This is a genomic window from Pseudomonas sp. SCT (assembly GCF_003864275.1).
GTDB lineage: Bacteria > Pseudomonadota > Gammaproteobacteria > Pseudomonadales > Pseudomonadaceae > Stutzerimonas > Stutzerimonas stutzeri_AE.
In genome coordinates this window covers 548,749-562,797 of sequence record NZ_BDJA01000001.1, presented here as the reverse complement: position 1 = coordinate 562,797, position 14,049 = coordinate 548,749, and the positions used below count along the sequence as shown (strand labels likewise).

The window sequence follows — 14,049 nt, the reverse complement described above, 5'->3', positions numbered from 1 at the left end:
ATCGCTACGCGGCAGCAGCCACCGGTGCCGCGCCGCGGCCCCGTTCGCCGTAAGGAGAGCCCGGATGCCTAGTGTTCTGGTACGCAAGAGCCCTGCCGCATTCAAGACCCTGCCCCTCTACGTCGAGGCTGGCCATCACGGCCTGAGCTACCAGAGCCTGGGTCGGCCGCTGAATTTCGCCGAAGTCATCGCGCGCCGGCGCCCGGTTGAGGTGGCCGATCCAGGCCGCTTCGCCATCGAGCTGGCCAATCTGGGCGTTTCGGTCCGCCTGACCCTCTGCTGGCAGGGCCGGGAATATTGGGTGCTGGTCCGTCAGCAGCGCCTGGACCGCGGCGACGTGGTGCTCAAGCTGATTTCCGGCTATATCCCGGCACATGAGCTGAACCTGCCACTGCTCACCGCCATCCAGGAAATCGCCGAAGAATGCCTGCTGGAGACCCCCGAAGGCTGGCTGGCCGGGCGTTTCGGCGACACCTGGTTGCCCACACCCTATCAGACCAGCCTGCACTACCGCGAGGCAGTGCATTTCAAGCTCGCCTCGCAATCCGGCGCCACGCGGCCGGTGCAGTGCGGCAACATGGTGCTGATGGAACGCCCGCGCGCCTACGTGCACCTGCCGACGGCATCGCTGCAGCTGGTCTACGACATGCGCATGGAACTGCCGAAAGAGGTTCGCCAGCTCAGTCTGTTCCACGTCGACGAACGCCTGGAGGCCGACAAGCTGGTGGCGCGTCTGCAGCGAAGCAGGCCCGACCTCTACCTGATCCCGCTGCACCAGGGACAGCCGCAGGAGCAACTGCTGCAGTTACGTGATGGCCAGTTCAGCCCCGTCAATACACGAGGGTTGTGGCTGTCGGAGAGCTTTGCACCACAGGAGGGCTGGGTGGTGCGCGACGAGCGGGTACGCTGGAAGGACTGGTGGGCAGCCAGGCCGGCCGCCGCGGCGCGCTGAGAAGCCCGACCGCGCCGCACCTGGTCGCCATGGCTCAGCGGCTGCGGATCTTCTCGACGATGGCGGTAGTGGAGCTGTTTTCCACCAGCCCCAGCACCTTCACCACGCCGCCGTAGGCCTTGACCAACTCGGCACCGACCACCTGATCGACGCCATAATCACCGCCCTTGACCAGCACATCGGGGCGCACCTGGGCCAGCAGGTTTTCCGGCGTGTCCTCGGAGAAGCACACCACCCAATCCACCGCTTCCAGACCGGCCAGCACCGCCATGCGGCGATCCACCGAGTTGATCGGCCGACCCGGGCCTTTGAGGCGGCTCACCGAACTATCATCGTTCACCGCCACCACCAGCCGGTCGCCTTGGGCGCGGGCCTGTTCCAGATAGGTCACATGGCCGGCGTGCAGGATGTCGAAACAGCCATTGGTGAAGACGATCTTCTCGCCCTCGGCACGGGCATCCTCGACCGCAGTGAGCAGTTGTTCGACGGTCATTACACCGCGCTCGGAGCCCTCTTCGCGCTGTACCGCGCGGCGCAACTCGGGCGCGCTGATGCAGGCGGTGCCCAGCTTGCCGACCACGATACCGGCGGCCAGGTTGGCCAGTGCCACGGCCTGCGGCAGCTCCTCGCCTGCAGCGATCGCAGCGGCCAAGGTTGAGATGACGGTGTCGCCGGCACCGGTGACATCGAACACCTCGCGGGCACGGGCCGGCAGGTGCAGCGGCGCGTGATCAGGGCGCAGAAGGGTCATGCCGTGCTCGCCGCGGGTGACCAGCAGCGCATCCAGATTGAGCCGACTCATCAGCTCGGCGCCCTTGGCGACCAGTTCGGCCTCATCGGCACAATGCCCGACGATCGCCTCGAACTCGCCCAGGTTCGGCGTGATCAGGGTGGCGCCGCGGTAGATTTCAAAGTCCTTGCCTTTGGGGTCGGCGAGGACCGGAATGCCACGGCGCCGCGCGGCCTGGATAAGCGCCTGATGGTTCTTCAAAGCGCCCTTGCCGTAGTCCGACAGCACCAGCACCTTGACTCCGGTCAGCTGCCCTTCCACCTCGGCCAGTAGCGCGGCCGGATCGGTGTTGAACGGCTCCTCGAAATCCATGCGCAGCAATTGCTGATGACGACTCATCACCCGCAGCTTGACGATGGTGGGCTGGTCATCAATGCACTGGAAATGCGCGTTCACACCCGCCGCGGCTAGGCTGTCGGCCAGGCTCTGGCGCGCCTCGTCTTCACCGGTCACCCCCACCAGTGCCGCCGGCGCACCCAGTGCCGCGATGTTCAGCGCCACGTTGGCCGCGCCGCCGGGACGATCCTCGATCTGCTCGACCTTGACGACCGGCACCGGCGCCTCAGGCGAGATCCGCGACGTGCCGCCATGCCAGTAACGATCAAGCATGACGTCACCGACCACCAGAACGGCGGCTTGGTCGAAACGGGGCATGGACAGCTTCATGAGGGCTCCAGCGAGGAAGAGAAAAAACGGCGGGATAATAACACTGTGGACAATGCCGGCCTGTCCAGCGCGGCAAGGCTGCTACAACTTGCGCACCCAGAATAGCTCGTGGCGGCGCACGGCCTTGCGGAAGAACTCGTCGTCGCCACTCGCCGGCCAGCGGCGACCGGCTAGTGCCGCCTGGATCAGTCGACGCAGGCGCCTCTTGAACGGCAAAGGTCCTTGCAGGTCATGCTGCATGGCCAGTGCCATCGCCTTGTTCAATCGCGCGCCTGCATCCAGCGTCGGGCTCCACAAATGATCGACCGGCAGAGGCTCGATGGCGGGAGGCAAGGCCACGCCGCCGTCAGCCGGGCCCATCGGCCAGCGGTCGTTATCATGTAGATGGTTGGCATAGAGCAGTAGCGTTTCTGGTAACCAATCACCCTCTTCCATCGCCTGACAGAGGGCTCGCGTGGCTGCGACGTGATCGGAGTGCGGATCGAGTTCAGGATGCGGCGTCACCACCACTTCGGGGCGAAAGTGCGTCAGCAGCGCGCGCAGGTCAGCCTGCAGGTTGTCCCAGCTGGGCACGCCGTCCCCATCCGCCGGTAGAGCCAGAGGATTGTGCTGGCGTACGCTGCGGATGTCCTGCTCGTCCGATTCCCGCGAACCGAAGGCGCGTTCCGGCTCCTCAGCCATGGCCGGTAACTGCAGGCAGTAATAGCCGAGCTGCACGCATTGCGATTGCGGCACGCCGCCCCAGAGGGGGATCGCAAGGCTGTCCCAGCTGCGCAGACGACCCTTCAAGCGCGCCGCAGCGGCCTGGTCCAAATCCAGGCGTTGGTAGTTCTTCGCCTCGATCTCGCCCTGAGTCAGGGTAACGATGGCGACGTCACGCGCTCGGCTATACAGGCCAAAGGCGGCCAGCTCGGCATCGTCGGCGTGGGGGGCGATGATCAGAATGCGGCGCTCGGCGTAGTCCGGATTGCGCATCGCATAGAGGGTCGCATCATTCGAGAGCTGGCAGAAACGCCCGCGAACGCTCAGCCTACCCTGGACGAGCAGCTCGTGCTGACCGGAAAGGTTGAGGTAACGCCGACCCTCGACACCGCGCTCGAAATCCTGACGGTCCTCACCGATCCATACCTGTGGGTCGCGCCAGCGCCCTAGCCAGCTGGCCTTCAGATTGACCTCGAGAATCAGCGTATCTGCAGCCTCGAAGTCGTCCGCCAGCACCAGACAGCCATCCTCGATGCGCACCGGATAGCGCTTGGCATCTTCAGGAAAGGCGTAGCGGTAGTCGTCCTGCGGCCGGTAGAACAGATGATCGGCGAACCATGCCTCATGGGCGATCCAGCCCAGAACCACCAGCAGCGGCACCGGCCACCAGGCGACCAGCGTGCCAATCAGCAGCAGCACAACCAGCGCGATGAGCAACGCGATGCGCTTGTGCTTGCGGTGACGTTTAAGCAGCTGCTGCTTGCGGGCACTCATGGATCACACCTGATAGACCGGAACTCGGTTGCACCAGCGGTCCTTGTACTCTCGGTCCGCACGGCCGAAGGAATAACGCAGCGGTTTGCCCAGCGCCCGTGCCTCGGCCCAGGCAGTCTGGGTGTTGACGAAGCTGAGGACGCTGCCGGGGCTGAAATCCCGCTGCTGCGGATCGACACCGCCATTGATGTACTCGATGGACACCCACTTCGGTGCCTCGACCCGGTAAAGCACCTGGACGGCAATGGGCTGCTCGTCGAGCAGGACCACCGAGCCGGTCATGAATTCGCGCAAAAGTTCGAACACTTCATGAAGATGCGCCTTACCGGGCGCTTCAAAACCCCAGCGGCGCTGGAACAGATCGGCGTACATTGCCGCTTGCTCGGTCGGCGAGAAATCCAGCAGCGGGCGCAGTACACCGCCGGCCTCTTCCAGCAAACGCTGCTCACGACGCTGGTTGTAGCGAAATTTCTTCGAATACGCCTCCGGCTCGCGCGCCAGCGCCAGACCCTCAGGCTGCTCGCGCAACGTGCTGATCGCAGCAGCATTCAGCTCGGACACGTAGCGCATACGCTGGCGTACCGGTACCTCGGCCCGCTCGGCGACCGGCAGAATGATCTCCGCGTTGCCCATATCGAACAGGCCGCGTTTGCCGGTCTTTTTCAGCACATCCTTGGAAAGCGCCAGATGCCGACCCCAGCAGGGAACCGCTGCGATCAACTCGCCCTGCTGATCCCAAGCCAGATAGCGCACCGGTATATCGGCGAGCCGGGCCAGGCGTTCAATGACGTCAGGGTGAGTCGCAACGCTGCCACCGTAGCGCTGCCACACCTCGGCATACGTCGATGCGTCGATAACGCGCCAGCCACGCTCGCGCCAGCTCTGCAGGAACTGCAACATCAGGATTCCTGCTCTTCGGGCACTTCGTCCTTGAACTGCGTCGCGTGGAGCCTGGCGTAGGCGCCGTTCACGGCCAACAGCTCGGCGTGGGTACCGCGCTCGACGATGCGCCCCTGCTCCATCACCAGAATCTGGTCAGCCTTCTCGATGGTGCTCAGGCGGTGCGCGATGACCAGCGTGGTACGGCCCTGCATGACATGATCCAGCGCGCCCTGGATGTGCCGCTCGGACTCGGTATCCAGCGCCGAAGTGGCTTCGTCCAGAATCAGCACAGGCGAGTTTTTCAACAAGGCACGGGCGATGGCCAGACGCTGGCGCTGACCGCCTGACAGCAGCACGCCGTTTTCGCCGACCAGGGTCTGATAACCCTCCGGCATCTGCTCGATGAACTCGTCGGCGTATGCATCACGGGCCGCACGGCGGATGTCGTCCAGCGGTGCGCCAGCCAAGTCGCCGTAAGCGATGTTATTGGCTACCGTATCGTTGAACAGCGTCACCTGCTGAGTCACCAGCGCAATGTGCCGACGCAGATTGCGCAACGTGTAGGACTCGACATCTGCACCGTCGAGCAATATCTGACCGGCCTCATGGTGATAGAACCGGGGGATCAGATTCGCCAGTGTCGACTTGCCGCTGCCGGAACGCCCGACCAGCGCCACCATCTGCCCCGGTTCAATGGTGAAACTGATGTCGCGCAGCACCTGCTTGTCGGTACCCGGATAGACGAAGTCGAGGTTACGTACCTCAAGATGGCCGCTGACGGCTTCGCGCTCAAGCGTACCCCGATCGATTTCCGGCTCCTCGTCGAGCTGTTCGAAGATACTCTCAGCCCCGGCCACACCCTTCTGAATGGTGGAGCTGACTTCCGAGAGCTGACGGATCGGTTTTGGCAGCAATCCGGCCAGCGTGATGTAGGCGACCAGATCGCCAGCAGACGCATCACCACGCAGCAGCAACACCAGAAACATCAGCACCGCCATCGCGCTGTAAATAACCAGCTGCAAGCTCGGCGTGTAAACAGCGTTGGTCTTGACCATCCGCAGCTGCTTGGCGGTGTTCTCCGAACTTGCTGTCAGGAAGCGATTCCGCTCGTAGGGTTCGCCCCCGAAGCTACGCACCACGCGGTAGCCCTGAATGGTTTCCGACGCCACATGCGTCACATCGCCCATCGCGAGCTGGATCTTTTTGCTCTGCTTGCGGAATTTCTTGCTGGCGCTCGACACCATAAAACCGATCACTGGCAGTATTGCCAGCATCACCAGGGTGAGCTTCCAGTTCATCCATAACAGCGTGGCGAACAGGAAAATCACCGTCATACCCTCGCGTACCACGACCTTGATCGCATCGGTCGCCGCCCCCGTCACCATGGTGACGTTATAGGTGATCCGCGAGATCAGGTGCCCGGAGTTGTGGCTGTCGAAGTAGCGGTTGGGGAGGGTCAACATGTTGTTGAACAGTGCCAGCCGCAGGTCATGCACCAGCCCTAGCGAGACCTTTGCAAGAAAAAAATTGCCGAGGAACGAACCGATGCCCTGCATGAGCGCGATGAAGACGATCAGCAGCGGGACGGCCTGCAATAGCTTGAGCTGAGCGAGCCATGGTACTTCATTGAGATGCGGGACCTGGGCAAACAAACTGGCGTCTGGATTGTTCAAACCATCAACAAAAAACTTCAGTATGTAGCCGAGCATAGGCTGGGTCGAAGCGAAAATCAGAAAACCAAGAAGACTGATCGCAAATAGCCCTAAATAGGGAAACACATAGCGCAGCAATCGCAGGTACACCGTCACGCTGGATTGCTGGGTAGAATTGGCCATTCGGCAAGCCCCACAAGACTGGCTAGAGGAACAAGATGCGGATTGTAACAGCGCAGGAGCTGGAAAACTGGCTGGTGGAAGGCAAGGTCCTGGAAAAGGATGCGCGTGGACCCAAGGTTCTGGCGCTGGCTGATGGGAGCTTTCTAAAGGTCTTTTACACTCGTCGGCGCCCCTTTCTGGCTCGCCTGTTTCCTTATGCAGAACGGTTCGCCAAGAACCTTGCCGTATTGCGTGACTCAGGATTCAACGTACCTGAGATCATAGAGACTTTCTGGCTTGATAAGAACGCCGGCCTGAGCGGCTGCCTCTACCAACCCTTGCCGGGTGTCTCGTTAGAATCTGTTTTCCGCACCGACCCCAGCGTGATGAGCCGGCACTTACCTGCGCTAGCAAAGTTTATAAAAAGCCTGCACGAAAAAGGAATCTATTTTCGATCATTGCATATCGGCAACATTATCATACTTCCGGACGGCTCGTTCGGCCTGATTGACGTCCTCGATTTGCAAAAGAAGCGAAACCCTCTTAGCCAAGCATTGGTCAGACGAAACTTTAGACACTTAAGCAATCATTTAAAAAGAAAGAAACTTGAGAAATTCCCTATCGATGAAATCATCAAGCTTTATGCAGATAAGCACCATTAGAAGAGGAAAGTGAAATAACAGAAACCGGATAGCGGCATTAACTGCCGCAACCGAAACGATCCAACCCTCTTTTGTTCACATAGATTCCAGAGCTCGTAATATCCTTGTTCACCAAGGTCATCGCACCGATCACCACGTTATCTGCAATCGAGATAACATCACCAATAATGCAAGAATTTACGCACAGGCTGACGTTATCACCTATAGCTATTGCCTTTCCTCCATCGCCGCCTTTAATACCGACGGTGCACCCCTGCCAGACTTTGAAATTTTTACCAATGTTTGCATAGGCGCTAATCACGATACCTGAGGGATGAGCAATCCATAACCCCTCGCCGACCGTCGCACCAAGCATAATTTCAACATTGTATTTTCGGCTTATTCTCTCATTGAGAATTTTGGCTCGCCGTTTCCAAAAACGACCGCCTTCAGCGTGAAGCACATAGGCGACACGAAACCAGAACAGATAAGCATAGCGATTGCTTCTTTTGTACTTCTGCCTGAGCCTGCGCCAAGAAAATTCTTCCTCGCTGCAACCTAGAATCTCAAGGCACCAGTAGCGCCTCATACTTCCAAATATCGACATCATTTAACCTCGCACCGCCCGCTTCCTGAACCTTCGTACAACAGAATTGCAGCCGGCAGCCAGAAAACAATCCAGAACACACCTGGACGCAAAAGAATCACATAGTAATTGGCGATAGCCACAACAATAACAAACACCATAAGCGCCAAGCCAAGAGGGGCAAAGCTCTGTACCGAACGAACGCGCCACCCACCTAACAGAAGACTGATGATGAACAGCAGCAGGAGCAGCAAGCCAGGAAGGCCATACTCGTAGAAGAACTGCAAATAGAGGCTGTGTGCTTGGTTGAAGCAGCGCGCAATGCCGTCGATACATATGTTCGGATCAGCTCCCGCTCCGGCCCCCCACAACCAGAAAATTCCGATGTTCGACCACCACTGCCAGAATATTTGGTCTCGATAACTCGCATCTATTCCCCCCGCCTTTCCAAGAAAAAAGAGCCCCGAAAAAGCTAAAGGAAGAAAGCTCCATAGCAGCAGGCGGAACTTTCGCGCGGAGAGCGAAACCGCCAGACAAACCATAACGGCGATCAAGAGACCGAGCCAGACGCCCCGCGAGTACGTGAAATAACAGTACGCCGAGGCTCCAAGGAACGCGATCAGGGAAAGAACTCGGATTCCGCCTTTTTCCCGCAACGACAGGCACAGCGCGATCACCGCTACGACGCCAAAGTACAAAGCAGAAACTATAGGATTCTCGAAATCCGCCATTTTATGGCCCGCCCAGGAATCCAGTCTAAAGCTCCTGAAGCCAAAGCCCCGATCATCAATGAGAAGCGCCTGAAACAGGCTGAGCCATGCGAACAGCCCTGCAGTACAGACTACCGCGAGAAGCAGGACTCGCCAGAGAGTCTTGTTCTGCATCACCACCCCAACGGCTAGCACATAGAGAACTACATAAACGAGCAACCGCAACCATCGCCACGGTGCGCCAACGCTCCCCTCATTAAATACTGCAACCAAGGCCACCCACACACACAAGGCTACCAACACGCCAAAAGCCGCCTTGTTCAACGACGGCCACGACTGCCTGAAAAAAACGAGCGCGACGAGCGCGGGAGCGAACAGCGTGAGATTAGTAATGGTGGCGTATCGACTACCATCAGGGATAAAGCAAATCCCCGCGAGCTGCAGATACAGCCCAATCGAGAGCAAAACTCGCAGGGTGGCAGGGAGCGGCCGGCGTGAAATCATACTGCCAAAGCCTCAACTTTCCTCGCTACAGCCGCATAGTGTTCCGTCCCGGCATCTTGCCAACGGCCAGGCAAACAATATTCATCTCGGAGATAACTAATGAAGGCCTGTTGCAGCTCCTCGTCTAGCCCCCAAGCCGGCAGCCTTTCCAGCAAAGCGAGTGCCTCCTCAGCATTTCGCGCTCTGGCCGCAACGCCTTCGATCGCGTAGAAGGCCTCGCCCAAAACCAGCACAGGCGTCGCTAGAAGAATGCTCTCAAGGCCTACCGTCGAATTGATGGTAACGACGCAATCAGCTTTTTCGATCAAACCCTGCGTCGAGTTGCCATTCGCGAAGAAGACGTTATCTGAGGCGCGCTTGGCCAGATCTGGATATTTCACCCGGCTCGATGGGTGCTCCTTCAGAACGACGGTTCTCCCACATCGCTGGGCAACCAGTTCGGCAAAGAAGAAAAGCTCGCGCATATTACTTATCCAGGGCGAGAACAACCGAATCTGCGTGTCCCAATCATCTTGAAACGGGATAAAAATATAGTTGCTGGGTAGCTCAACTGCCTTGCTTTGACGCTTTGCCTCTCTCGGAACTAGCGTTACCGACTGAGCGCCGTTTAGCCGGCCAGGGTACCGATCTGCATAGTTTCGATAGAACTCGGCATTCCTTGGCACAGAGTTGCGATAATTGACGCCCTGAGCATCAAGGGTAGTAGTACCAGGAAGCAGTCCATTTTCGAAATACAACGTCTGCACGCCAGCCTCGCACATGCTTGTGAGCAGTGCGCAATAGCGGTGGCTGCCGTTCCAAACCGCAACGGCGTCGGGCCGTTCCTTGCGCAGCAGCCGACCGAAACGGAGCGCGACCACCAGCATCTCCAACCTGAGCAAAAGTCGATATACAGCGCCGTGATAGCGCCCCTTCGTCGCCCGCTCGGTGCACTTTTCCTGTATCAGCCGTCTCCACTCAACCCGACGTAGCGCTTGTCGTAGCCCGCAGACAGATGGAAGAGGCAGTGTCGCAGGCGTAACGACGGTGCCATTCAAATCGGTATTTTCAAGAAGGGCGCGGAAGTACCTGACTTGGTGCTTAGCCAAACCGAGAAATAGAACTTTCATAAATATACTTCTTAATATCCTCGGGCCGGAGCGGACAAACGAATACCTGCAGGCCCCGAAGCGTTCGTTACCTCCCGCACACTATCGACTAGAGACTCAACTGGCTTTTCTGAGTGACAAATATGGTAAGTCAGGAATTCGAACAGGCGCTCCCTCATCTTTTCCGGTTCAGATAGGACGTTTTCGATACAGGGCGCCAACTGGGATTCGACAAAGCTTCTAGGTAACCCATATCGCGCAACCGAAAAATAATCCTCGCCCTCTCCAAGGAGCACGAAAGGAACTCCGGCACGAGCCACATCCAAGACAGCATTGGTGTAGCCACACAGCACGACATCGAAGTGCCCGGCGCACTGCTCGAGCGACTCACCTGCAGGTAGCAGGGCAATTCGCTCGCAACTCACAGCATAGTCCAACCAAGGATAACCTTGCCCACGGGGATGGGGCTTCACTGAAAGCGTTGCATCCTGATGCTGTTCGAGCCATGTCACTACCCACCTGCAATACTGCTGATAGGACTCGGCATGCTCGTAATCCGGACCCGAACCGAGAAACAACAAACGTGGCGTTCGCCTGTTATCAGGCCCGTGCCAAGCGGTTTCCTTTTTGTCTGTCAGATAATATGGCCCTGCATATACGGCGCAGCATTCACCAAAAGCTTCCCCAAGCGAAGAAAGGTAGTCATAGGAGCTTCTGCCAAACATCAGATAGTAGTCGTAATCGAAATAGTCATAGCGACTGGACTGTCCAGACGGCACGGAATGCGCCAGATGCATCACACGCATGCCCTCGGTGCGCAATGCCTTGATGAAGCTTGGAACTATCCAACCGTTTCGCTCGGATAACACCGCCTTGGCCCGATACCGTTGCAGCAAGAACGCCGCATGCGCTGCATGCCAGTACAGCAGGAACGGGACGGGCTTGGCCGGCCTGACGAACTGCCGAGCGCTAATCAGCACGGCATCTGACTCTTCGACAAACTCCTCTACGTGGAGGCCGTGAGCCCGCAACGCTTGTAGGAAAGGGCCTTTTCGGCCTTGTTCGTACGACTTACGTGAGGGATGAACCAGAAGGACATCGCATGGCGTTACTGGGATATCACGACCTATGGATAAAAAGAAAGCCAACAGGCCTTTACCTGCCAACCGACAGCGCAGTCGCCAGGCTGCCAGTCGCCCCTTCCCGCGGCGCAATGGTGCGCTGACTACGAAGTCGAGCAGTTGGCGCAACGTCACGTCCATGGGCCGCCCCACGTTCAGCGTGTTCCACTCAACCAAAGCCGCAACGCTTTGCGGGTGTAGGACGTCTTGAAAATTACCCGCCAATCAGTATCGATCGCCTGCCGATACATCCCGCGCGCCTCGGCAAACCGACCCGCGTTCAAAAGCCCACGAAAAAGCGAAAGGCAACGCTGAGCCTTGAATGCTTTGCGTAATGGCGCCATCTCCGCAGGCACTCTCCCCCTGTCGAATACTTCCTCGACGACGGCAAGCCCCACCGCACAATCCTGCTTGATATCGTGCCTCATGCTGTCACCGTGCTTGTAGATCAACGCCATGGGCGCTGCAAGAACCGTACATTCGAAGTTTGCGAGTGCTTGGCTGAAGACTGGAATGTCCTCGGCGTTACGAAAGTTTTCAGGGTAGTTTCCGAGCCGGAAAACGTCGCGATGGATGGCGGAGGCCCCGTTGGCAAGACCGATGGTCTTGTCCAGCAAATATCCACGCAACCGTTCGAGCCGATCATCAGGAAGCGCCGTTGGTAGATGTTTGCGGCGTTTTCCATCGGGCCAGACCGCCCAATGACCGCCGATCACCATGCGTGTGTGCCGGTGATGTTCGAGGTGCTCGCTCAGCAACCGCATGGCATCCGGCGCCAACTCGTCGTCGGCATCTAGAAAAATCAGATAGCTCCCCAAAGCTTCTGCAATGCCGCGATTACGTACGGAGGACAGACCTCCGTTGGGCTTGCGGATTGAACGAAACTGTCCGGGATATCTAGCTTGCAATTCGGTAAGCACCGCCGGTGTCTCGTCGGTTGATCCGTCATCGATTACCAACAGCTCACTATGCTCGCTCAGCTGAGTTATCACCGACTCTACTGCACGCGGCAGCGTCTTCGCGTAATTGTAGGCCGGTATGACAACGCTGATCAGCAAGTCAGACGTGCTCATACCAATTCACCCCATCCTTAATGACGAGCACGTCCTCCATGATCAGATACTGCAGATCCGACCCATAGAACATGTTCAGCGCATCGGTCGGCGAGCAGATCATCGGTTCGCCGCGGCGGTTGAGCGACGTGTTCAGCGACACTCCATTACCGGTCAGCTTTTCCAGCTCCAGCATCAGGTCGTACCAGCGCGGATTGTGGCGGCGCTCGAGAACCTGGGCGCGCGAAGTGCCGTCTTCATGGACCACCTCGCCGACACGCTCCTTCCAGCCTTCGTTGACCTCGAAGGTGAAGGTCATGAACGGGCTCGGATGGTCAACCTTGAGCATCTGCGACGCCACGGTATCGAGCATCGACGGGCAGAAGGGTCTCCAGCGCTCGCGGAACTTGATCTGTTCGTTGATGCGATCGGCCACGCCCGGCACGCTCGGGCAGCCGATGATCGAGCGACCACCCAGCGCACGCGGACCGAATTCCATGCGGCCCTGGAACCAGGCCACGGGGTTGCCGTCCGCCATGATGCGGGCGATGCGCTCAGGTGTATTGGTGATCTGCTTGAACACCGGCTTGTTAGGGTGCTTGGCACAGGCAGCGACGACATCTTCGTTGGAGTAGGACGGGCCGAGATAGACGTGCTCCATCTTCTCCACCGGGACGCCGCGCTGCACCGATACATAGGCTGCGGCACCAACCGCAGTACCGGCGTCGCCGGAGGCAGGCTGAACGAATAGCTCCTTGACGTCATCACGGGCAATGATCTTCTGGTTCAGCTTGACGTTCAGCGCACAGCCGCCGGCGAAGGCGATCTTGCCGGTCTCGCGGATGATGTCACCCAGGTAGTAGTCCATCATCTGCAACGCGAGCTTTTCGAACAGCGCCTGCATCGCGGCCGCGTAATGGATGTAGGGATCGTCGGCGATATCGCCTTCGCGCTTGGGCCCGAGCCACTCGATCAGCTTCGGCGAGAAGTAGTAGCCCTTACCCTTCTCCTTGTAGCGACGGAAGCCGATGACATTGGCGTAGTCGGTATTGATGGTCAGCTCGCCGTTCTCGAAGGTCGCCAGGCGCGAGAAATCATACTTGGCCGCGTCACCGTAGGGCGCCATGCCCATCACCTTGAACTCGCCATCGAGCATCTCGAAGCCGAGGTATTCGGTGATCGCGCCGTACAGACCGCCCAAGGAATCCGGGTCGTAGAATTCCTTGATCTTGTGGATCTTGCCGTTCTCACCCCAGCCGAAGAAGGTGGTCGCGTATTCGCCCTTGCCATCGATGCCAAGGATCGCAGTCTTTTCAGTGAAACCGGAGCAGTGGTAGGCGCTGGAGGCGTGAGCGAGGTGGTGTTCTACCGGCTGCAGCTTGACCTTCTTCAGGTCGAAGCCCAGCTGCTGCAGGCACCATTCGATGCGCTTCTTGTAGCGGTAGTAGCGGCGGTTGCCCATGAGGATGGCATCCAACGCGCGATCCGGTGCGTACCAGTAACGCTTTGCATAGTGCCAGCGCGCCTTCTCGAAGATGCTGATGGGTGCGAAGGGAATCGCCACTACATCGACATCGCACGGCTTTATCCCGGCCTGCTCCAGGCAGAACTTGGCCGATTCATACGGCATGCGATTCTTGGCATGCTTGTCGCGCACGAAGCGCTCTTCTTCGACGGCAGCGATCAGCTTGCCGTCGATGTACAGGGCGGCGGAAGGATCATGACTGAGGGCGCCGGAAAGGCCGAGAATCGTCAATGCCACGGGTA

At 58.7% G+C, this 14,049-nt stretch carries 12 protein-coding genes; 2 read left to right on the top strand and 10 right to left on the bottom strand.

The genetic code is table 11. The features are described from left to right. Positions 1-64 precede the first annotated feature (64 nt). Positions 65-952 carry a metal ABC transporter ATPase gene (locus tag BHD08_RS02590; RefSeq protein WP_125020711.1) on the top strand — a complete coding sequence of 296 codons (888 nt, stop codon included), beginning with the start codon at positions 65-67 and terminating at the stop codon, positions 950-952. Between the two features lie 34 nt (positions 953-986). Here the strand turns inward: BHD08_RS02590 and hldE are convergent, their stop codons facing one another. The 4 genes from hldE to msbA all read right to left on the bottom strand — a co-directional run bounded on the left by hldE (position 987) and on the right by msbA (position 6,601). Continuing rightward, the gene (gene hldE / locus BHD08_RS02585) at positions 987-2,408 is read right to left on the bottom strand and encodes a bifunctional D-glycero-beta-D-manno-heptose-7-phosphate kinase/D-glycero-beta-D-manno-heptose 1-phosphate adenylyltransferase HldE (RefSeq protein WP_125020710.1); all 1,422 of its coding nucleotides are present in this window, start codon (positions 2,406-2,408) and stop codon (positions 987-989) included. Positions 2,409-2,489: 81 nt separating this feature from the next. After that, positions 2,490-3,884 (bottom strand): PIG-L deacetylase family protein, encoded by a 1,395-nt coding sequence (locus tag BHD08_RS02580; RefSeq protein ID WP_125020709.1) that lies wholly within the window; start codon positions 3,882-3,884, stop codon positions 2,490-2,492. 3 nt (positions 3,885-3,887) lie between these two features. Next, the gene (locus tag BHD08_RS02575) at positions 3,888-4,784 is read right to left on the bottom strand and encodes a GNAT family N-acetyltransferase (RefSeq protein ID WP_125020708.1); all 897 of its coding nucleotides are present in this window, start codon (positions 4,782-4,784) and stop codon (positions 3,888-3,890) included. Then, entirely contained in the window at positions 4,784-6,601 is a 1,818-nt protein-coding gene (gene msbA / locus BHD08_RS02570; protein ID WP_125020707.1) for a lipid A export permease/ATP-binding protein MsbA, read from the bottom strand. The genes BHD08_RS02575 and msbA overlap by 1 nt, the downstream gene beginning before the upstream one ends. 35 nt (positions 6,602-6,636) lie before the next feature. Here msbA and BHD08_RS02565 point away from each other — a divergent pair, with 35 nt between their 5' ends. Further along, positions 6,637-7,242, top strand: a complete 606-nt coding sequence (locus BHD08_RS02565; RefSeq protein ID WP_125020706.1) for a toluene tolerance protein — start codon at positions 6,637-6,639, stop codon at positions 7,240-7,242. Positions 7,243-7,279: 37 nt separating this feature from the next. Here the strand turns inward: BHD08_RS02565 and BHD08_RS02560 are convergent, their stop codons facing one another. From BHD08_RS02560 to BHD08_RS02535, 6 genes are read right to left on the bottom strand one after another with little or no spacing between them, the layout of a single operon-like run. Continuing rightward, positions 7,280-7,831, bottom strand: coding sequence for a serine acetyltransferase (locus tag BHD08_RS02560; protein ID WP_125020705.1), 552 nt, complete (start codon positions 7,829-7,831; stop codon positions 7,280-7,282). Then, entirely contained in the window at positions 7,828-9,021 is a 1,194-nt protein-coding gene (locus BHD08_RS02555) for an O-antigen ligase family protein (protein WP_125020704.1), read from the bottom strand. Before BHD08_RS02555 ends, BHD08_RS02560 begins: the two co-directional genes overlap by 4 nt. Then, the gene (locus BHD08_RS02550; protein WP_125020703.1) at positions 9,018-10,130 is read right to left on the bottom strand and encodes a capsular biosynthesis protein; all 1,113 of its coding nucleotides are present in this window, start codon (positions 10,128-10,130) and stop codon (positions 9,018-9,020) included. Before BHD08_RS02550 ends, BHD08_RS02555 begins: the two co-directional genes overlap by 4 nt. A gap of 11 nt (positions 10,131-10,141) precedes the next feature. Further along, positions 10,142-11,371, bottom strand: a complete 1,230-nt coding sequence (locus tag BHD08_RS02545) for a hypothetical protein (RefSeq protein ID WP_256678596.1) — start codon at positions 11,369-11,371, stop codon at positions 10,142-10,144. Positions 11,372-11,385: 14 nt separating this feature from the next. Further along, positions 11,386-12,303: a glycosyltransferase family 2 protein gene (locus tag BHD08_RS02540; RefSeq protein WP_125020702.1), complete on the bottom strand. Its 918-nt coding sequence runs from the start codon at positions 12,301-12,303 to the stop codon at positions 11,386-11,388. Next, positions 12,290-14,044, bottom strand: a complete 1,755-nt coding sequence (locus BHD08_RS02535; protein WP_125020701.1) for a carbamoyltransferase — start codon at positions 14,042-14,044, stop codon at positions 12,290-12,292. Before BHD08_RS02535 ends, BHD08_RS02540 begins: the two co-directional genes overlap by 14 nt. Positions 14,045-14,049 lie beyond the last annotated feature (5 nt).